General features: G+C 69.4%; 21 protein-coding genes and 1 pseudogene. 6 read left to right on the top strand and 16 right to left on the bottom strand.

Annotation, left to right across the window (positions count from 1 at the left end):
• Positions 1-8 precede the first annotated feature (8 nt).
• Entirely contained in the window at positions 9-539 is a 531-nt protein-coding gene (locus ACYVO6_RS41570; RefSeq protein ID WP_461070877.1) for a toxin-antitoxin system, toxin component, read from the bottom strand.
• A 32-nt stretch (positions 540-571) separates the two neighbouring features.
• Complete coding sequence (locus ACYVO6_RS41565) at positions 572-1,234, bottom strand: helix-turn-helix domain-containing protein (RefSeq protein ID WP_461070784.1); 663 nt, start codon at positions 1,232-1,234, stop codon at positions 572-574.
• Between the two features lie 227 nt (positions 1,235-1,461).
• Between ACYVO6_RS41565 and ACYVO6_RS41560 the strand changes: the two genes are divergently transcribed.
• Positions 1,462-2,133, top strand: coding sequence for an MmyB family transcriptional regulator (locus tag ACYVO6_RS41560; protein WP_461070782.1), 672 nt, complete (start codon positions 1,462-1,464; stop codon positions 2,131-2,133).
• Positions 2,134-2,290: 157 nt separating this feature from the next.
• Here ACYVO6_RS41560 and ACYVO6_RS41555 read toward each other — a convergent pair whose 3' ends face one another.
• The 4 genes from ACYVO6_RS41555 to ACYVO6_RS41540 are packed head-to-tail and all read right to left on the bottom strand — an operon-like array spanning position 2,291 to position 5,650.
• Positions 2,291-3,115, bottom strand: coding sequence for an ABC transporter ATP-binding protein (locus ACYVO6_RS41555; RefSeq protein WP_461070780.1), 825 nt, complete (start codon positions 3,113-3,115; stop codon positions 2,291-2,293).
• A 20-nt stretch (positions 3,116-3,135) separates the two neighbouring features.
• Entirely contained in the window at positions 3,136-3,915 is a 780-nt protein-coding gene (locus ACYVO6_RS41550) for an ABC transporter permease (protein WP_461070778.1), read from the bottom strand.
• A complete protein-coding gene (locus ACYVO6_RS41545; RefSeq protein ID WP_461070776.1) occupies positions 3,912-4,685 on the bottom strand; it encodes an ABC transporter permease in 774 nt (257 codons plus the stop codon). The genes ACYVO6_RS41550 and ACYVO6_RS41545 overlap by 4 nt, the downstream gene beginning before the upstream one ends.
• On the bottom strand, positions 4,682-5,650 hold the full coding sequence (locus ACYVO6_RS41540; RefSeq protein WP_461070774.1) for an ABC transporter substrate-binding protein: 969 nt from the start codon (positions 5,648-5,650) through the stop codon (positions 4,682-4,684). The genes ACYVO6_RS41545 and ACYVO6_RS41540 overlap by 4 nt, the downstream gene beginning before the upstream one ends.
• A gap of 207 nt (positions 5,651-5,857) precedes the next feature.
• Between ACYVO6_RS41540 and ACYVO6_RS41535 the strand changes: the two genes are divergently transcribed.
• Positions 5,858-6,682, top strand: coding sequence for an IclR family transcriptional regulator domain-containing protein (locus tag ACYVO6_RS41535; protein WP_461070772.1), 825 nt, complete (start codon positions 5,858-5,860; stop codon positions 6,680-6,682).
• Here ACYVO6_RS41535 and ACYVO6_RS41530 read toward each other — a convergent pair.
• From ACYVO6_RS41530 to ACYVO6_RS41500, 7 genes are all read right to left on the bottom strand, one after another.
• Positions 6,633-7,577: a PDR/VanB family oxidoreductase gene (locus tag ACYVO6_RS41530; RefSeq protein ID WP_461070770.1), complete on the bottom strand. Its 945-nt coding sequence runs from the start codon at positions 7,575-7,577 to the stop codon at positions 6,633-6,635. The genes ACYVO6_RS41535 and ACYVO6_RS41530 overlap by 50 nt on opposite strands.
• Positions 7,574-7,744 (bottom strand): hypothetical protein, encoded by a 171-nt coding sequence (locus ACYVO6_RS41525; RefSeq protein ID WP_169786235.1) that lies wholly within the window; start codon positions 7,742-7,744, stop codon positions 7,574-7,576. The genes ACYVO6_RS41530 and ACYVO6_RS41525 overlap by 4 nt, the downstream gene beginning before the upstream one ends.
• Entirely contained in the window at positions 7,741-8,811 is a 1,071-nt protein-coding gene (locus tag ACYVO6_RS41520; RefSeq protein WP_461070768.1) for a Rieske 2Fe-2S domain-containing protein, read from the bottom strand. The genes ACYVO6_RS41525 and ACYVO6_RS41520 overlap by 4 nt, the downstream gene beginning before the upstream one ends.
• A gap of 131 nt (positions 8,812-8,942) precedes the next feature.
• On the bottom strand, positions 8,943-9,860 hold the full coding sequence (locus ACYVO6_RS41515) for an NADP-dependent oxidoreductase (protein WP_461070766.1): 918 nt from the start codon (positions 9,858-9,860) through the stop codon (positions 8,943-8,945).
• 96 nt (positions 9,861-9,956) lie between these two features.
• Positions 9,957-10,367, bottom strand: a complete 411-nt coding sequence (locus tag ACYVO6_RS41510) for a (4Fe-4S)-binding protein (protein ID WP_461070764.1) — start codon at positions 10,365-10,367, stop codon at positions 9,957-9,959.
• 31 nt (positions 10,368-10,398) lie between these two features.
• On the bottom strand, positions 10,399-10,707 hold the full coding sequence (locus ACYVO6_RS41505; RefSeq protein WP_461070762.1) for a GNAT family N-acetyltransferase: 309 nt from the start codon (positions 10,705-10,707) through the stop codon (positions 10,399-10,401).
• Positions 10,708-10,861: 154 nt separating this feature from the next.
• Complete coding sequence (locus ACYVO6_RS41500) at positions 10,862-11,329, bottom strand: MarR family winged helix-turn-helix transcriptional regulator (protein ID WP_461070760.1); 468 nt, start codon at positions 11,327-11,329, stop codon at positions 10,862-10,864.
• 183 nt (positions 11,330-11,512) lie between these two features.
• On the opposite strand from ACYVO6_RS41500, the gene ACYVO6_RS41495 reads away from it, so the two are divergent.
• Together ACYVO6_RS41495 and ACYVO6_RS41490 are read left to right on the top strand one after the other, a co-directional pair.
• A complete protein-coding gene (locus ACYVO6_RS41495; RefSeq protein ID WP_461070758.1) occupies positions 11,513-12,463 on the top strand; it encodes an NmrA/HSCARG family protein in 951 nt (316 codons plus the stop codon).
• 111 nt (positions 12,464-12,574) lie between these two features.
• Positions 12,575-14,314, top strand: a complete 1,740-nt coding sequence (locus tag ACYVO6_RS41490) for a pyruvate dehydrogenase (RefSeq protein ID WP_461070756.1) — start codon at positions 12,575-12,577, stop codon at positions 14,312-14,314.
• A 292-nt stretch (positions 14,315-14,606) separates the two neighbouring features.
• On the opposite strand, the gene ACYVO6_RS41485 is transcribed toward ACYVO6_RS41490, so the two are convergent.
• Positions 14,607-15,836, bottom strand: a complete 1,230-nt coding sequence (locus tag ACYVO6_RS41485; protein WP_461070754.1) for an RNA-guided endonuclease InsQ/TnpB family protein — start codon at positions 15,834-15,836, stop codon at positions 14,607-14,609.
• Between the two features lie 244 nt (positions 15,837-16,080).
• Here ACYVO6_RS41485 and ACYVO6_RS41480 point away from each other — a divergent pair.
• Positions 16,081-16,722 (top strand): annotated as a pseudogene (locus ACYVO6_RS41480) (phospholipase domain-containing protein); the annotation flags it as partial.
• Between the two features lie 27 nt (positions 16,723-16,749).
• Here ACYVO6_RS41480 and ACYVO6_RS41475 read toward each other — a convergent pair.
• Both ACYVO6_RS41475 and ACYVO6_RS41470 read right to left on the bottom strand, forming a co-directional pair.
• A complete protein-coding gene (locus ACYVO6_RS41475; protein WP_461070752.1) occupies positions 16,750-17,691 on the bottom strand; it encodes a DMT family transporter in 942 nt (313 codons plus the stop codon).
• Positions 17,688-18,512, bottom strand: coding sequence for a phosphatase PAP2 family protein (locus ACYVO6_RS41470; RefSeq protein WP_461070750.1), 825 nt, complete (start codon positions 18,510-18,512; stop codon positions 17,688-17,690). The genes ACYVO6_RS41475 and ACYVO6_RS41470 overlap by 4 nt, the downstream gene beginning before the upstream one ends.
• A gap of 253 nt (positions 18,513-18,765) precedes the next feature.
• Here ACYVO6_RS41470 and ACYVO6_RS41465 point away from each other — a divergent pair, with 253 nt between their 5' ends.
• The gene (locus ACYVO6_RS41465) at positions 18,766-19,389 is read left to right on the top strand and encodes a TetR/AcrR family transcriptional regulator (protein WP_461070748.1); all 624 of its coding nucleotides are present in this window, start codon (positions 18,766-18,768) and stop codon (positions 19,387-19,389) included.
• The last annotated feature ends 101 nt before the right edge of the window (positions 19,390-19,490 follow it).

The following is a 19,490-nucleotide window of genomic DNA, read 5'->3' as shown; positions in this document are numbered from 1 at the left end:
GCGGCGGTTCAGCCCCGCGGCCCGCGGTAGCCGAGGGACGCCCCGATCCGGCCCGCGACCCCGTCCCGTGACACGGGCCCGCGCTGTGCCGAACCGGCAAGCCACGCACGGCACTTGCTGGCCAGCAGCAGCCCGAAGCCCTCCGCGTCCCGCTCGTCCGCGAGGTCGAACCGGGTCCTGGCGGCCACCTTCAGGACGGTCGCCTGCAGATCGGCGTCGTCGGACAGCAGCCGGGCGGCGACGGCCGCGCCCTCCACGTGGTGGGCGCAGTGCCCGGCCTTCATGTGCCACAGCTCATGGCCGAGGATGACCAACTGGTGGTCGGGCGCGGTGCGTTCCTCGATGACCACGAGGTCCTGGTCCGCCATGTCGAGCCAGAGCCCACTGGCGGTGCCGGGCGGGAAGGCGGCCATACGGAACTGCACCGGACGGCCGCGGCGTCTGCTCATGGCTCCGCACAGCGCGGCGTACAGGTCGGCGGGCTCCGCCGGTGCCGGGAGCGAGAGCTCGCCGATCAACTCGCCGCACAGGCGGCGCATGTCCCTTCCGATGCCCACTGTTCTCCCCCGGCTCACGACTCGGGCCGCTTGACGCTCTCCAGAAGCATGTCCAGCCATTCCGCGACCTTGTCCCGGTGCTGGTCCGTCGGCAGCTGTGCGGCGCGCCAGGCGATGCCACGCACTCCGTGGTCCTGGAGCAGCTGCTCGAAGGGGTCGTCCGGGCTCGCGGCCGCCGCCGCGGCTCTCTCGCGGTCGGCGAGCTGCTGGAGCAGCTCCTGCTCGCAGCGCTGGAGGGCGCCGGCCAGCGCCTCGGGGTCCTCGGCTGTCAGGAACCCGGCGTGCACTCTGAAGAAGCGCTGAATGGCGTCGCAGTGCTCCATGGTGGGGCGCCGGTCCCCGTTGATCAGAGCGCCCGCCTGCTGACGCGACATACCCGCGCCGTCGGCGATCTCCTGCTGGGTGTACCGGCGGCCGTTCGGCTTCAGACGCGTACGGCGCAGCAGGTCGAGGCGTTGCAGGAAGCGGGTCTGCAGATCCGGCTCACCGGCGGGCCTGCCGCTCAGCAGCGCCTGGACCACGACCTCCGGCACACCGGACGCGACGGACAGCCGCCGGACGTCGAACACCTGGCGGTGCGGCACACCGAGCCGGTCGGCGAGGGCGGCGACCCGCGCCACGACGGCCGGCAGCAGACCCGTCGCCGTGGCGCCCGGAACCTCGAAGCCATCCGTCACCGACAGATCTCCCACGTTTCTCGACCGGCCGTGAACTGTGCAGCACACGGTGAACTGCCCGGAGATTAGCCCCTGGTTCGAACTCGCATCCAGCGCTCGCCACAACTGTGGCGCGATTCGTTCGTCAACGGGCGGCAAATGCCACGATAGTTGACGCCACCGATCCGGGGATAGCAGGATCGCGACGCCGCGTGTAAGGCCGCAGAGGCAAGAGGGGTGACCTCCCGATGGAGTACCAGGCAGGAGGGCAGCGGTCGCGGCCGCGACCCGCCCCCGAGAGTCTGAGGGCCCAGGCCTATTTGCAGGATTACGCCGCATTACTGGAGGCCGTCCCCTTCCCCTCCGTCGTCTTCGACCACCGCTGGGACGTAGTCCTCACCAACGACGCGTTCGAGACACTTTTCCGCGGTGTCGGCCCGCATCCCACGGCCATGCCGGGGGACAATTTCCTCCGGTTCGTCCTGTTCCATCCGGACGCGGGCACGGTCCTCGCTGAGCATGAGTCGAGCTGGTGCCTGCCGATGCTGGCCCACTTCGCCGCGGCGATGGAGCGGCACGGGCAGGACCCGGTGCTGCGGTCCATCCTCCGGGACATCGCGCACGACCCGATCATGGACGCCGCGTACCGGCACGGACTGCCGCACTGGATCCGCTCGGTCGGCCCCGACGTCCTCGAACACGACGGCGCGGTACGGCCGTTGTGGCACCCGGACCCCCGGTGGGGCCGTACCGACTGCCGGATCGTCGGCGAGACCCCCAAGACCCTCAAGGACATGGGCTATACGCGCATGACGCTGGTCCTGCGGGACGCTCGCCGCTCGGCGGGACCGGTACGAACTGCTGCGCGCGTGCGGCGGGCGACGAGTCACCTCAGCGTGGTGCCGGCGGCCGAGGCGTAAGCGTTCCGCTGGGGGGCAGTTCGGACCTGCGGGCCCGTCGTGGCTGGTCGCGCCCACGCGGCAGAGCCGCAAATCGATACAGCCCCGCGCCCCTGAGGGCCTGCGGCCCTCTCAGGGCGCGGTATCGCAACCGGACTTCACCAAGGCCGCTCAGATATCAGCGAGTTGGAGGCGTGTCCGCCTTCACGTCCTTCGTGTCCTCCAGGTCCGCCGCCCTGCCGCGCTTCGCCGCCTGGATCTGCTCGTACACATGCGTCCGCAGCTCGGCGAAGCGCGGGGCCACCCGGGTGTGCAACTGGTCGCGCTCGGCGGGCAGATCGACCTTCAGCTGCTCCTGGACGACGGTCGGGGAGGCGGAGAGGATCAGCACCCGCTCGCCGAGATACACCGCCTCGTCGATGTCGTGCGTCACGAAGAGGATCGTGATGCCCCGCTGCTGCCAGAGCCCGCGCACCAGATCCTCCAGATCGGCGCGCGTCTGGGCGTCCACCGCCGCGAACGGCTCGTCCATGAGCAGCACATCCGGCTCGTACGCCAGCGCGCGGGCGATCGCCACCCGTTGCTGCATACCGCCCGACAGCTGCCACGGGTACGCGCCCGCGGCGTCGGAGAGGCCGACCGACTCCAGGGCGTCGGCGACCAGCTCACGCCGCCTGGAAGTGGTCAACTTCTTCTGTTTCAGCGGGAGTTCGACGTTGTCCCGGACCCGCATCCAGGGGAAGAGACTGCGCCCGTACTCCTGGAAGACGAACGCCATCCCGGGCGGCGGCCCGCTCACCGGGCGCCCGTCCAGCAGGACTTCGCCCGAGGTGGGCGTCAGCAGTCCGCCCATGCACTTCAGCAGCGTCGTCTTGCCGCAGCCCGACGGCCCGACGAGACAGACGAGTTCGCCCGCGTCGACGGTGAACGTGAGGTCGCGCACCGCTTCCACGCGGCGTCCGGAACCCTCGTAGACCTTCTTCAGGCCTCGTACGTCCAGCATGGACTGCCCTTTCGCAAGCGTCACGACGACCGCCGGGAGGTGTCGCGCAGACCGTGGTACCAGCCGAGCGCCCGCCGCTCGACCAGTCGGAAGAGTACGGAGAGGACGAAGCCGAGGAGGCCGAGCAGCAGGATGCCGGTCCACATGTCGGGGATGGCGAAGCCGCGCTGGAACTGGACGATGGTGAAGCCGAGCCCGTTGCTGGCGGCGAACATCTCGCTGATGACCATCAGGATGATGCCGATGGACAGCGCCTGCCGCAGGCCCGCGAAGATCTGCGGGCTCGCCGAGCGCAGGACCACGTGACGCAGGCGTGCCGTGCCGGTGATGCCGTACGAGCGGGCCGTCTCCGTCATCACCGAGTCCACCGCCCGCACGCCCTCGACCGTGTTGAGCAGGATCGGCCACACACAGCCGCTCGCGATCACCGCGATCTTCATCGTGTCGCCGATGCCCGCGAACAGCATGATGACCGGCACGAGCACGGGCGGCGGCACCGCGCGCAGGAACTCCAGGACCGGTTCGCACACGGCCCGCACTCGGCGGTACGAGCCGATGACCACGCCCACCGCTACACCCACGACGGCCGCCGACGCGTAACCGGCCAGCAGCCGCAGCACGCTCGGCACGACGTCGGCGCGCAGCCGCTCGCCCGTCCACACGTCCGGGAACGTGGTGAGGATCGTGCGCAGCGGCGGCCAGTACACGTCCGTGCTGCCGTCGGACGCGAACCACCAGGCGATCACCAGCAGCAGGGGCAGCGCGAGGACGAAAAACAGCCGCAGGCCCAGGTCTTTCACACCGCCACCTCCCCGCGCACCGACTGGTGCCAGGCCAGCGCCCGGCGCTCCACGGTTCGCGCGCCCACGTTGATCAGCAGCCCCAGCACACCGGTGACCACCACCAGCGCGTACATCTCCGGCACGGCCTGCGAGGTCTGGGCGACCGCGATGCGCTGGCCCAACCCCGGTGCGCCGATGACGAGTTCGGCGGTCACGGCCAGGATGAGGGCGACCGCGGCGGCCAGCCGGACGCCCGTCATGACGTACGGCAGGGCCGTCGGCCACAGGACGTGGCGGACCCGGGCCCAGGTGCCGAGGCCGTAGGAACGGGCCGTCTCCATGGCGACCGGGTCGACGTCCTGGACGCCGTACATCGTCTGGATCAGCATCTGCCAGAACGAGGCGTAGACGACCAGCAGGAGCACAGACTGCAACTCCGTGCCGTAGAGCAGCACCGCGAGCGGAATCAGCGCGACCGAAGGGATCGGGCGCAGGAACTCGATCGTGGACGCGGTCGCCTCGCGCAGGAACGGCACAACCGAGATCACGACTCCGGCGAGGATCCCGGCCGTCACTGCGATCGCAAGGCCCAGCCCCCAGCCGGTGAGCGTGTCCCCGAGCGCGGTCCAGAACGCCTGGTCACCGAGCTCGGTGACCAGCGCGTCGGCGATGCGGGTGACCGGCGGGAAGTAGTCCTCGGAGACGATGCCGAACCGCGAGACCGCCTCGCACAGTACGAGGAAGCCCGCGAGTCCGGCCGCGCCCAGCAGAGCGTTCGTGGCTTTCACGGCAGCAGCGCGTCCAGGTCCGGGGACTCCTTCAACTGACCGTCCTGCTTCGCCAGTTCGGCCAGCCGCTCGATGGAGGCACGGTTCGGCTCGGCCGGGAAGTGCGGCAGGGTCAGCTTCTCCAGCAGGGTCTCGGGGATCTTCGTGTACGTGGCGACGATCTCGCGGACCTCGTCCGGGTGGCTGTCGGCGTACTCCAGGGACTCGGCGGTCGCCTCCTGGAACTTCTTCACCAGCTCCGGGTTCTGCTTGGCGTACTGCTGGGAGGTGAAGTACATGGCCACGGTGAGGTTCGGATCCACGTCGTAGAAGCTCGACGCGATGGACGTCCCGCCGGCGGCCTTGACGGTGGAGAGCGCGGGCTCCGGCGTACAGGCTCCGTCGACCTGCCCGTTCTCGAGCGCGGCGGGCATCTGGTCGAAGGGCATCTCGACGAACTGGAGCTTGGAGGGGTCGCCGCCGTCCTTGCGGACCGACTCCTTGATCGAGGTGTCACAGATGTTGTTGAGCGAGTTGACCGCGACCTTCTTGCCCTCCAGTTGCTTGGGGGACTTGACCGGGCTGTCCTTCTTCACCGTGGTGCCCATGAAGTCGGCACCTTCCTCGGCGGTGGAGGCGACGCCGTTCGCCACGACCTTGACGGGCACCTTCTTGGACTGGGCGACCAGCAGGGACGTCGTGTTGCTGAAACCGAACTGGAACTGGCCGGAGACGACACCGGGCACGATCGCGGCCCCGCCCTGGGCGGGCGTCAGCTCCAGTTTGAGACCGCGCTCGGAGAAGAAGCCCTTCTTCTGGCCCAGATACAGGGGGGCGACGTCCAGGATGGGAATGATGCCGACCTTGACCGTGGTGGTGCCGTCGGCGGAGGTGTCCCCGCCCGACCCCGTGGAGTTGGACGAACCACAGGCCGACGCGGCGACGAACACCGCTGAGACCGTCAGGCCGATGAGCAGGCGACGCATGACTCCCCCTAATGGGACAGTGCTTGGAAGAAGGGCTGTGCGCAGACCGCACAGTAGTGCTCATCGGGAACGTAGAACGCCGCCACAAGAATGGTCAATGCCCATGACGTGCACGTCGTTGACAGTTGTCGAAGTGTGCTCCTAGCGTGCGCAGAGCGCACCCTCGTGCGTACAGAACGCACCGCCGTGCGTCCTATGGAGGCGATAATGCCTGCTGCAGCCCGCGAGCCGCACTTCGTGCAGTCCTTCGAGCGTGGCCTCGCGGTCATCCGCGCCTTCGACGCCGACCATCCAGAACTGACACTGAGCGACGTGGCACGCGCCTGCGAACTGACCCGCGCCGCCGCCCGCCGCTTCCTGCTCACCCTCGTCGACCTGGGATACGTCCACACGGACGGGCGGATGTTCCGGCTCACCCCGCGCGTGCTGGAACTCGGCTACTCGTACCTGTCCAGTTTCACCCTGCCGGAGATCGCCGAGCCCCATCTGGAGCAGCTCGTCGCGCAGATACGGGAGTCGTCGTCCCTGTGCGTCCTCGACGGCGACGAGATCGTCTACGTGGCGCGCGTACCCACGCGCCGCATCATGACCGCGACGATCACCGTCGGCACCCGCTTCCCGGCGCATGTGACCTCCGTGGGCCGGGTGATCCTCGCGCATCTGCCGGACGAGGAGATCGACGCCCGGCTCGCCCGCGCCGACCTGCGGCCCTTCACCGCCCGCACGCTCGTCTCGGCCGGGCCGCTGCGCGCCGAACTGCGTCGCGTACGCCGTCAGGGGTACGCGATCGTCGACCAGGAACTGGAGGAGGGGCTGCGCTCGGTCGCCGTCCCGGTGCGTGACCGGGACGGCGAGGTCGTGGCGGCGGTCAACGTTCCCGTGCACGCCGCCCGCAACTCGGTCGAGTCCGTACGCCGTGACCTGCTGCCCCATCTGCTGGCCACGGTCGCCCGGATCGAGGCCGACCTGCGGGTCACCGGTCTCACAGGTCCAGCACGAGACGCTTCCCGCGGCACCGGGACACACAGATGAGCATGGTCTCCCCGGCCTCCCGCTCCTCGTCGGTGAGGACGGAGTCACGGTGGTCGGGGGTGCCCTCGAGGACATCGGTCTCGCACGTTCCGCAGGTGCCCTCGGTGCAGGAGTAGAGCACCTCGACGCCGGCGGCTCGTACGGTGTCGAGCACGGAGACGTCCGCGGGGACGGTCAGGGTGTGGCCCGAGCGCTCGAGCACGACCTCGAACTCGGTGTTCTCGCCCGTCTCCTGGGCCTTCGGCTCGAAGCGCTCGACGTGCAGCGCCCCCTTCGGCCACACCGCGCACCGCGCCTCGACCGCGTCCAGTAGCGGGCCGGGGCCACAGCAGTAGACAAGCGTGTCCGGGGCCGGCTCGGCGAGCGCCGCGTCGAGGTCCAGCAGCCCCGTCTCGTCCTGCGGAGCGATCCGTACCTTGTCCCCGTACCGCGCCAACTCCTCGGTGAACGCCATGGAGTCGCGGGTGCGCCCGCCGTACAGCAGCGTCCACTCGGCCCCCGCTGCCTCGGCCGCGGCCAGCATCGGCAGGATCGGGGTGATGCCGATGCCGCCCGCGACGAAGCGGTAGCGGGGGGCGGCTGCCAGGGCGAAGTGGTTGCGCGGGCCGCGCACACGGGCCTTGTCGCCCGCCGCCAACTGCCCGTGCACATAAGCGGATCCGCCGCGCCCGTCGGGCTCCCGGAGCACCGCGATCCGCCATACGTGCCGGTCGGCCGGGTCGCCGCACAGCGAGTACTGCCGCTCCAGGTCCGGGCCGAGCAGCACATCGATGTGCGCGCCCGGCTCCCAGGCGGGGAGTTCCTCGCCCAGCGGATGGCGCAGGGTCAGGGCGAGTACGCCGTCGGCCGCCACATCCCGGCGGTCGACGACGAGTTCGGCTTCGTACACGGTCATGAGCTGTTTCCTTGCGGCTCGTGGCCTTGCGGGTGGGCGAGCATCCACTCCCACATCTCGATGGGGTCCTGGGCGGTGTGCTCGCGGCCGCAGTGACAGGTGCCGTGCAGGATGTCGGTGCCCGGCAGCCAGTCGATGCGGTAGATCTCGCCGGTGGGACTGCTCACTGAACCTTCTCCATGGGCTTGGCGCCCTCCTCGACCAGACGGGCGAGGATACGGCGGGCGGCCAGACCGCCGGTGTCGATGTTGATGCTCAGCTCCTGGTACCCCGTACGCTCCGAGCCCAACGTCTTCTGCAGCAGATTGAGCGCGGTCACGTCCTGCATGACGACCGTGTGGTTGTTGCCCCGCAGGAACTCGGTGACCTCCTCGTCGTCCGTCGCCCAGTCGCGCGAGACGGCCCAGAAGTCGTACACCTTGCCGTCGTCGGACGGCGTGATGGCGTACGTGATCTCGGTGTGGAAGCCGTTCGGGTCGCTGCCGTCCGCCTCCGGCAGCACGCCGACCGGCGCGATCCGGCTGTGCAGCAGATAGAGGCACGGCGTGTGGTACTCGATGTCCTGCCAGCGGGTGATACGGCCCTCGATGCCGGTCGACTTGGCGTAGAACGGCGGGCATTCGGCGTCGTCCATGTGCCGGCTCACGCGCACGATGCCCGCACCTTCGTCGACCTCGGTGGTGATCGGCGTCTCGGCGACCTCCGGGGTGCCGATGTACCCGCCGTGCAGATACGTCTCGTGCGAGAGGTCGAGGAGGTTGTCGACCAGGAGGCCGTAGTCGGCGTCGATCGGCTCCATGCCGCGGACGGTGGTCCAGCCGGGGGAGTCGAGGTGCTTGGCCCGCGGGATGGTCTGCGGGTCGGCGAGGCCGGGGTCACCGATCCACACCCAGATCAGGGAGTCCTGCTCGACGACGGGGTACGAGGCGACGCGCGCGGTGCGCGGTACGCGTTTCTGTCCGGGCACGTACACACAGGTGCCGGTGGTGTCGTACGTGAAGCCGTGGTAGCCGCACACGATCCGGTCGCCGTCGAGGCGGGTCGGGGCCTCGGACAGCGGGTAGCGGCGGTGCACGCACCGATCGTGCAGGACGACGGGCGTCCCGTCCTCCTCGGTGCGGTAGAAGACGAGCGGTTCACCGAGGATCGTACGGCCGAGCAATTCGCGCCCGACCTCGTGTGAGTAGGCGGCGACGTACCACTGGTTCCTGGCGAAGGCGGTCATGTGCGGCATCTTTGCGGCTCCCGTCTCTGGTAGTGGTGGCATCGTCCGGGAGAGCGCCACGGGACCGCAATGCCGCTTCCGCCTCGCGGAAGAACTCCTGTAAACCCGCTGTTCAGAGCGGGTTTACGGGGCCAAGCGGGCTACGGCAGCAGTACGATCTTGCCGCCGACGTGTCCCGTACGGCTCAGGTCGAGCGCGGCGGCTGCCTCCGCGAGGGGGTAGGTGCGCCAGACCGGGACGTGCAGTCGTCCTTCCTCGATGAGGGGGAGGATGTCCTGCAAAGCCCGAATGCCGTTCCCGCTCGCGCCGTCCGTGTGGACCTGGACGCCCAGGTCGGCGGCGTCGAAGGCCACCAGGGTGAGGACACGCTCGGGGCCTCCCGCGAGTTCGATGGACAGCGGGATCTCGCCGCGGCCGGAGGCGTCGAGTACGGCGTCGACTCCCTCGGGGGCGATCTCCCGTACCCGGTCGGCGAGCCGTTCGCCGTACGCGACGGGGAGCACGCCGAGCGAGCGCAGCCGTTCGTGGTTGGACTCGCTCGCGGTGCCGATCACGCGCGCGCCACGGGCCACGGCGAGCTGGGCGGCGAACGTGCCCACACCACCGGAGGCGGCATGGATCAGCAGGGTCTCGCCCTGGGTGACCTTGAGGCGGTCGAGAACCGTCCACGCGGTTCCGCCCGAACCCGCCAGAACTCCGGCGACCTCCCAGGGAACTGTGGCCGGCTTGGCGACCAGTGCGTCGGCGGAGGCGACCGCACTCTGGGCAAAGGCCGGGGTGAGCGAAGTCCCGAGGACCTCGTCGCCGACGGCGAAGTCGGTCACTCCCTCCCCGACCTGGTCCACCACACCGGCTATGTCGTACCCGAGGCCCGCGGGCAGGTCGAGGGGCATCATCTGGCTCATGAACCCCTGCATGATCTTCCAGTCGAGCGGATTGACACCTGCCGCCCGTACCGCGATCCGCACTTGGCCCGGGCCCGGGGCGGGCGCCGGAACGTCTACGACGCGCAGCACTTCGGTGGTGCCGTACTCGGAGAACTGCACTGCAAGAGTCATCTTGATCAGCTCCACATTCTTGCCGGGATAAATGGTCCGGTAATGCATGGGGTAAGCGGTTCGGGGAGATGGGCGAGGGCGGCGGTCACCGCGGTATCACTGGCCGCAGGAGCCGGAATGGTCGCAGTGCGGCTGCAGTTGACTGCTCCCGCAGCCGCACAGCACGGCCCTGGTCTCGGTGTGCGTACCTTCCTGCGTGTCCAGCGACAGTTCGCCGCGCACGATCAGCTGTCCGGCAGGGGTCCGGGTGATGTGGGTGGGCCGGTCCGGAGTCTCTCCGCCGCCACCCGCCAGTTCGTACTGCAGCGCACCCGTGGGGCAGCGGCGTACCACTTCGGCCAGCCGATCGGCCGGGGCGGCATCGGGTTGAATCCACGGACGCCTGCTCGGGTCGAAGACCTCGGGCAGGCCCCTGATGCACTCGGTGGCGTGCAGACAGCGCCTCGCCTCGAAGGTGACGGTGATCTCCGGCGCCTCGTAGGCCTTCTTCTGGGGTTTGCCGCTCATGCGGGCCTCCCTTACTGGGTCTTCGCCCGGGTCAGTCGCTGACCTGGCTCCGGGATTGGTACAGCAGGTCGGCGTACTCGGGGTGGCGGCCGATCCAGCCTGTGTAGAAGGGGCAGATGGCCAGCACCCTCAGCCCTGCGTCGCGTGCCTCGTCGAGGGAGGTCCGAGCGAGTGCGGAACCGATCCCCTGGCCCTCGTGCCCCGGTGCCACCTCGGTGTGGACGAACGCGATGAGTTCAGCTGTGCGGATGTACTCCGCGTAGCCCGCGAGCGTGGGTTCCCCGTCCACGCGTGCTTCGTAGCGGCGGGCTTCTGGTACGTCGATCACCTTGACCGTCACTTGTCCTCCTTCGAATCCCTCGTTGATGAATCCACAGAATAGGCTCGAAAAGGTTGACGTGTCAACCTTTGTTGAGTAGCAACGGTGGCGGAGGGCTCGCTCGGAGTGGCTCTGGGGCAGGGTGCAGCCCGCAGCTTACTGCGCCGCCGCTTGCTCAGCCGCAGTCCTTGTCCAGCTCTTCGAGGATGCGGTTGGAGATCTGGGCGAGCATGGCGAGCTCTGCCGGGCTGAGCGGGTCGATGAACAGGTGGCGCACTGCTTCGACATGACGAGGGGCCGCCGTCGCGATGGCCTCACGGCCGGCGGCGGTGACGCAGACCAACGCCACGCGTGCGTCGGTGGGGCAGTCCTCCCGGACGACCAGACCGCGCTTGGCCATCCGGTTGACGTGGTGGGACATCCGGCTCTTCTCCCACTCCACAACCCTGGCCAGCTCCAGGACGCGCAGCCGGCCCTCGGGGGCTTCGGTGAGGTGGACGAGTACTCCGTAGTCGGCGACGGACAGGCCGGACTCGGCCTGCACCCGGCGGCCCAGCCGACCGGCGAGCTTTTCCTGCATCCGCACAAAGCTGCGCCAAGCGTGTTGCTCGGGCTCGGAGAGCCAGCGCGTTGTGTCAGTCATACGTGTCAGTGTAAACGATTGGTTGATGCATCATCAATGCGCCGCGAGGCGTCGTTCTCGGCGGCGGTCGAGGTTTTCGAGCCCGGATATGGAAAGATCTTCGTTAAGGTTGACACGTCACCATGCCCGGGTTAGGTTCTTGTTGACGCATCAACCTTAAGTCTTCGGGCAGGAGCAGTAGCTATGAGTGAGCAGAAGGTCATCGCGGTCGCCGGAGCAACGGGCGCCCAGGGCGGCGGCGCCGCGAGGGCGATCCTCGCCGATCCGGAGTCGGGCTTCACGGTGCGCGCGCTCACCAGGAACCCCGACTCGCCCGCCGCCAGGGAACTCGCCGCGCTCGGTGCCGAGGTCGTCCAGGCGGACTTCTACGACGAGCCGAGCGTGCACAAGGCGTTCGAGGGTGCCTACGGCGCCTTCCTGGTCACCAACTTCTGGGCGCACGGCTCGGCCGAGAAGGAAATCGAGGAGATCAACGTTCTGGTGCGGGCCGCCAAGGCCGCAGGGCTGAAGCACGTGGTGTGGTCGACGCTGGAGGACACCCGCGAGCTGCTGCCGCTGGACGACAGCCGGATGCCCGTCCTCCAGGACAAGTACAACGTGCCGCACTTCGACGTCAAGGGCGAGGCCAACGAGCTGTTCCGCCAGGCCGGGGTGCCGACCACCTTCCTGAACGCGACCTTCTACTTCCAGGGCTTCCTGAGCTACTTCGTCCCCAAGCGCGGCGAGGACGGCGTGCTGACGCTGACCCTGCCGATGGAGGACGGCAAGCTGCTGGCCGGGGTGGACGTGACGGACATCGGCCGGACGGCCTTCGCCATCCTCAAGGGCGGCGCGCCGTTCATCGGCCAGACCGTCAGCCTGGCCGGCGACCACCTGACCGGGGCGCAGTACGCGGAGAAGCTGGGGGCCACGCTCGGCGAGCCGGTGCGCTTCCAGTCCGTGCCCTACGACGTCTTCCGCACCCTCGACATCCCGGCGGCCGACGAGCTCGGCAACATGTTCCAGTACTACGGCGACTTCGACCAGGAGTTCACTGGCTCCCGTGACCTGAACCGGCTGCGGGAGATCAACCCGGCGCTCAGGAGCTTCGACGCCTGGCTGGCCGAGAACGCCTCGACGATCAAGGCGAGCTGAGCGAGTCCCGCTCTCGCAGGCGCCGCGGGCGCCGAGCAGTTGAAGGAGACGGTGGGCGGACCTTCGCCCGCCGTCCGGCGCTGTCGAGAAACCCGTTCAAGGAGATCCCTGGTGCGTAATCCGGCCGTGGCACAGCAGTTGATCGATGTTCTGCGACAAGCAGGGGTGGAACGGATCTACGGCGTCGTCGGCGACAGCCTCAATCCCGTTGTGGACGCGATCCGCCGTACTGACGGCATCGAGTGGATCCATGTACGCAACGAGGAGGCGGCGGCGCTGGCTGCCGCGGCCGAGGCACAGCTGACCGGGCGGCTCGCGGTGTGCGCGGGCAGTTGCGGCCCGGGCAACACCCACCTGATCCAGGGCCTGTACGACGCGAACCGCACCGGGGCCCCGGTGCTCGCGATCGCCTCCCACATTCCGTCGAAGCAGATCGGTACCGGGTTCTTCCAGGAGACGCACCCGGAGCGGCTGTTCACCGAGTGCAGCCAGTACTGCGAAATGGTGAGCCAGCCGTCGCAGATGCCCCGCATGGCGCGGATCGCCGTACAGCGCGCGCTGTCCGACAACGGGGTGTCGGTGCTGGTCATGCCCGGCGACCTGTCCCACGCATCCGCCACCCACCCCACCGGATCCAGCAACTTCGTCACCACCCGCGGCCGGGTCGTACCGCCGGCCGAACAGGTTCAGGAACTCGCGGCGAAGCTCAACGCGGCAGAGAAGGTGATGGTCTTCTGCGGTGCCGGCGTACGCGACGCGCACGCCGAGGTGATGGAGCTCGCGGGCCGGGTGCACGCGCCGGTCGGGCACACGCTGCGCGGCAAGGAGTGGATCCAGCACGACAACCCGTACGACGTCGGCATGAGCGGGCTGCTCGGCTACGGCGCCTGCTACGACGCCATGCACGAGGCCGACCTGGTGGTCCTGCTCGGCACCGACTTCCCGTACGACGACTTCCTGCCGCAGGCCAACACCGTACAGATCGACCATGACGCGGGGCGGATCGGGCGGCGGACCGCGCTGGAGCTGGGCGTGCACGGCGACGTGGGCGAGACGCTGCGCGCGGTGCTGCCGCTCATCGAGGCGAAACGCGACCGCTCATACCTGGACCGGACGCTGCGCCACCACGCCAAGTCCCTGGAGAACGTGGTCTCCGCCTACACCCACAACGTCGAGCACCACATGCCGATCCACCCCGAATACCCGGCGTCGATCCTCGACGAACTCGCCGACGACGACGCGGTGTTCACCGTCGACACCGGAATGTGCAACGTGTGGGCGGCCCGCTACATCACCCCCAACGGCCGCCGCCGTGTGATCGGTTCCTTCCTGCACGGCACCATGGCCAACGCCCTCCCGCACGCCATCGGTGCCCAGTTCGCCCACCCCGACCGTCAGGTGATCTCGATGTCGGGCGACGGCGGACTCGGCATGCTCATGGGCGAGTTGCTCACCGTCAAACTGCACAAGCTGCCGGTGAAGACGATCGTCTTCAACAACTCCTCCCTCGGCATGGTCAAGCTGGAGATGATGGTCGACGGCCTGCCCGACTACCAGACCGACCACGAGCCGGTGGACTACGCCGCCATCGCCGCCGGGGTCGGAATCCACTCGATCCGCATCGAGAAGCCGGGCCAGATCCGCGAAGGTTTGCGGGAGGCGCTGTCGTACGACGGACCGTGCCTGGTGGATCTGGTCACCGACCCCAACGCGCTGTCGATTCCGCCGCACATCTCCGGCGGACAGGTGAAGGGATTCGCCTTCTCAGCAGGGCGGACGGTGCTCAACGGGGGCGTGGGGAAGATGCTCGACCTGGCAAGGGCCAATCTGCGCAATGTCCCGAGGCCGTGAACCTGAGATGTCGCACGTAGCGCGCGCCTGACTCCTGAGAGGTGTTGATGATGACGTGCACGCTCTCGATCCTTGAGTTCCCTTCGGAAACTATGCACACGGTCCCGGCGTGTTCGTAACGCGTACTGCCACCCGTCACACAGGCGCCACGAGGCCTTCCCTGACATTCGGTGCTCTTGGAACACTCAGCCCGCACAGATCCCACCGTTTCGCACCACCGTCAGGACAAGAGGTCTTCTGCCTATGCCTGAATTGAATCCTCCCCTCCCTGAAGGGGGAGGGGATTCCTGGCTCAGGCCGCCTCCTGGAGCAGCGCTCCAGGAGGTCTTCCGCCATCGGCACCAGCCGGGTTGAGACCAGCCCGGACGAGCATGACGCGTGCGGAGTTCTTGTCCCGTGGACTCGCTGTTCCACACGCGGTGCAGGTGTAGGTGCGCTCACCCAGCGGCAGGCGGTGCTTGGCTCTCGCTCCGCAGTGCGCGCAGTCCATCGTGGTGTGCGCGGGGTGTACCAGGCGGATGTCCCGCCCGTGCTTGCGGCCCATCTCGATCAGGGCCTGCTTGGTGGCGCCGATGGCGGCGTCGGCTGCCTTGCGGGCCATGCTGGTCTTGGCCAGGAACGTCGGCTTGAAGTCCTCCACGGCCAGGGCGTCGTGGTCGCGGACGACGGACTTGGCCCACTTGCGGGCCGTGTCCTGGCGCTGCCGGGCGACCTTCTGGTGCGCCTCGGCCCGCAGCTTCTTCGCCGCGCGATACCCCTTCGACCCGGCCTTGCCCTGCTGCGGTTTGCGGCGGGCCATCATCCGGTCGTACCGGGTCAGCTTCGCCTGGGCCTTCCGCCCGTGCTGGGCGTGCGGCAGGTCGTGCGCGTCGGACGTGGTGGTCGCGGTCTCCTTCACGCCCCAGTCCACGCCGAGTGCGCGGCCGGTCTGCGGCAGCGGCTGGACCTGGGCGGGCACCACGAACGAGCAGTACCAGTGCCCCAGGCTGTCCTGGTACACGCGCACCGAGGACGGCTCGGCTGGCAGTTCCCGCGACCACACCACGGTCAGGACGATGCCGCCCGCCAGGTGCAGCCTGCCGTCCGTCAACCGGAACCCGCGCTTGGTGTAGTTGAGCGTGGGCAGCGTCTCGCGCTTGGTCTTCCACGCCGGCATCCCCGCCCGGCGGTGCTGCGGAACCCCCTCGCGGATGTCCTTGTGCGCCTTGGCCCTGGACTTACCGAAGTCCCGGATGAGCTGCTGCTGGGGAACCGACGAGCCCTCCCGCAGCCACGGCGTGCGCGCCCGGGCCTCGGTCAGCATCCTGTCGAGCTGCGCCGGGCCGCACGTTTGCTTGTCGGTGTCCTCGGGACGGTTCTGGTTCCAGGCGTGGACCTGCTTCGACTTGGCGACGCACTCGTTCCACAGCCAGCGGCACCGGTCCCACTCCGCCGCCAGGGCGGTGCGGGCGGTCAAGGACACGCGCAGCCGGTAGGTGTAGCGGGCCTGCCCGGCCTCCGCAGCCGCCGTCACCTGCGCCATCTCGCCCCCTCCCGGCCCCTGGCCGGGACACTGTGCCGTCCCGGACCCTGCGAAGGACCATATGTGCGACGCCAGCACAAACGCACCCCGCTCCCACGGCCACCACCCCGACCAGCGATCACAGGCACGCGTGTTCGCATCACCCTCGGCGATGCCGACAGCGGTACGGGCGCTCCGCGCCCTGAACCGAATGCGGCGACGCTCCGCGTCGCGACACCCGGATGCGATTCCCCCGGCGTGAACACCAGTGCCTCCTCGCAAGAAACAGGTGAACCCCGCGATGCCCCGGCAGGAACGCGGACTGCGGCCCGCCCGCCCGCTGCTGTACGCGCCGCTGACCGACGGCGAAGCGGACCCGGCGGCCGGCACGTTCACGCTCACCTTCGCCTCCGGCAAGAAGGCGGGCGCCACCTTCTACGTCACCTCCGGCAACCGCACCGACGGCCCGTGGACGTACACCACTGAGGCGGGCAAGAGCGTGTCGGACACCTGGAACTCCGCGTACTCCAACGGTTCGTACGACCTCACAGTGCACGGGCCGAACGGCTTCCTGCGCACGTTCAAGGGTCCCGGCAAGGCGGCCGGACCGGAGGCCACCGCGCGCCATGTCGGGGACGACGTGGAGCTGACCTTCACGAACAAGGGCTCCGAGGCGGTGACGCTCAAGCTCGGCAACAGCTATGGCGGGCGGCCCAGGACGTTCAGGGTGCGGCCGGGCGCGACCGTGCGGCACATCGTGGATCTGAGGGCGAGCAGGCGCTGGTACGACCTGACCGTCGTCGCGTCCGGCACGGACAGCTCGTTCCTGCGACGCTTCGCCGGACATGTCGAGAACGGGCGGCCGGGTGTGAGCGACCCGGCGCTCGGTGCGGACAGCGGAATCTGATCGGGAAGGACGCCGGCCGTACGTCCGTCAGAGTGGCGTGAGGTGTCCCGGCGTGGCTTGCCGGGGCACCAACGCCGGTTCGGGCGACGCCGATTCGGGTTTCAGCGCCAGTACCGCGGCGACCGGGTGCTCCTCCTCGGCCTCCGGAACCGAACGGGGCGAGCGGGACAGCGTCACCACGCCCCGGGCCGCGATCGCCGCCCCCGCGAGCGCGAGCAGCAGACCCGCCGCCCCACCCCGCAGGCCCTCGCCGAGCAGTGAGAGCCCGATGACCGCGGCGGCCACCGGGTTGGCCAGGGTCACCACGGCGAGGGGTGCGCCGAGGCCGCCCTGGTAGGCGGTCTGCGCCAGCAGCAGTCCGCCCACCGCGAAGGCCGCGACCAGCAGGGCCACCACGATCACCTGTGCGCTGAGCAGCGGACCCGAGCGGTCGGTCGCGGCCACCGTCACGGTCTGCGTGAGCGCGGAGGCGACACCCGAGGCGAAGCCGGACGCGGCCGCGTGCCGGAGCCCGGGGCGGGCGCCGGGCCGGGACAGTGCGCCGATCACGACCGCCGTCACGCCCGCGACAGCCAGCGCCTCCGGCACGCTCAGCACGTCGTCGGGCGCCGGCCCGGACGCCGTGACGAGCAGTGCGGCGAGCCCGGCCAGTGTGAGCGCCGTACCGCGCCACTCGACGGCGCTGACCCGCCGCCCCGCCACCCGCGCGCCCAGCGGCACCGCGGCGACCAGCGTGAGCGCGCCGAGCGGCTGGACCAGGGTGAGCGGGCCGTACTTCAGGGCGGCCACATGCAGCAGCGCGGCGGACCCGTTGAGCGCGACCGACCACCACCACGCACCGCTGCCGAGGAGGCGCAGTACGCCCGAGTCGGAGGTCCGGGAGGCCAGTCGCTCCTGGGCCACGGCTGCGGCGGCGTAAGCAACAGCGGAGAAGAGGGACAGCACCACGGCGACGACGGTGGCGTTCATCGGACGGCTCCCACGAGTTCCGGTGCCTTCGCCGATGTCACGGGCTTCGAGGGTCCGTTCGCGGTCGTCGTCCGGTGCGGCAGACGCACCACCGCGAGTACGCCGCCCAGCAGCGCCGCCGCCACGCCCGCGTCGAGCCAGTAGTGGTTGGCCGTACCGACGATCACCAGCAGGGTGAGCAGCGGATGCAGCAGCCACAGCCAGCGCCAGCGTGACCTGGTGGCGACGATCAGGCCGATTGCCACCATCAGCGCCCACCCGAAGTGCAGCGACGGCATCGCCGCGAACTGGTTCGACAGCGAGTCCGCCTCCGGCGAGGCCCCGTACACCGTCGGCCCGTACACCTGCCCGGTGTCCACGAGGCCCGCCATGCCGAGCATCCGCGGCGGAGCGAGCGGGACCGCGAGGTGCACCACCAGGGCGGCGGCGGTGATCGCGGCGAGGGCGCGGCGGGCCCACACGTAATGCGTGGGGCGGCGCAGATATAGCCAGATCAGGAAGGCCGCGGTGGCGGGGAAGTGCACGGTCGCGTAGTAGGTGTTCGCGAGGTGCACGAGGGTGTCGCCGTGCAGCAGTGCGGATTGCACGGCTCCTTCGCCTGGCAGGTGCATGGCCCGTTCCAGGTCCCAGACGCGGTCCGCGTTGCGGAAGGCCTCGTCGGTGTGGCCCGTCGCCAGCAGCCGGCCGAGCTTGTAGACGAGGAAGAGTCCCGCGACGAGCAGGAGCTCACGGAAGAGGGGTGGCCGCCGTATCGCGGTGGTGCCCGCTCTTGCCGATCTTGCCGAATTCAGTTCTCTGGATGATTTGGTTCGGGCTTCCATCCCCCGGCCCCCTTGCTGACAGTCCTGCGCGAGGTGGTGCGTGGTGAGCCCAGGAGGGGATCCACTCGACACAGGGGTGGGTCCTGTCCAAGGCTCATCGATACGCCACTGTACCGATACGGATTCGTACCGATACGCCACTGTACCGAAACGATTCTGTTTCGGTACAGTGGCGTATCGATAGACGTACGACACACTGGAAGCAGGCCACGGAAGCAGGCCGGGCCCCGGACACGAGCGAGGAGACGAGCCCATGACGCCGCAGGCAGCGGACGACTCGGAGACGGTCGTCGCCGCGCGCCGCTCCAAGCTCACGCCCGAGCGTGAGCGGGAGTTCTTCGATGCCGCGCTCGACCAGATCCGCGAGTGCGGCTATGACGCGCTGAGCATGGAAGGCATCGCCACCAGCACCAGGTGCAGCAAGTCCACGCTCTACCGGCAGTGGAAGACGAAACCCCAGTTCGTGGCGGCGGCGCTGCGCGCCAATCACTGTCCGCGGCTCGCGGGCATCGACACCGGCTCGCTCGCCGGCGATCTGCGCGCCGCGGCGCGGGCCGCGGGAGAGCGGTCCGACGACGACACCAAGCTGGTGCAGGCGTTGGGGCACGCCGTCATGCAGGACCCGGAACTGCAGTGCGCGCTGCGCGACGCGCTGATCGAACCCGAACGCGCGGCACTCAAGGAGATGCTCCGGCGCGCGGTCGACCGCGGCGAGATCGCCGCCGACCATCCGGCCCTGGAGTTCGTGCCCGCGCAGCTGCTCGGCATGATCCGGGTCCGTCCGGTCCTGGAGGGGCAGTACGCGGACGCCGACTATCTCGTCCGTTACGTGGACGCCGCCCTGATCCCCGCCCTCGGACTGTCGGAGGTCACCTGAGACTCAGGCCGTCGGTCCGTGGGACGACCGGACGACGGCCTGTTCGCGCCGCACCGTGGGGACGGGGGCGGCGCGCACCCCCGGCCGGGTGGGATGCCTCC

This window comes from Streptomyces pseudoechinosporeus (assembly GCF_054783935.1).
The sequence above is the reverse complement of the archived record's forward strand: the minus strand, read 5'-3'. Positions and strand labels throughout refer to the sequence as shown.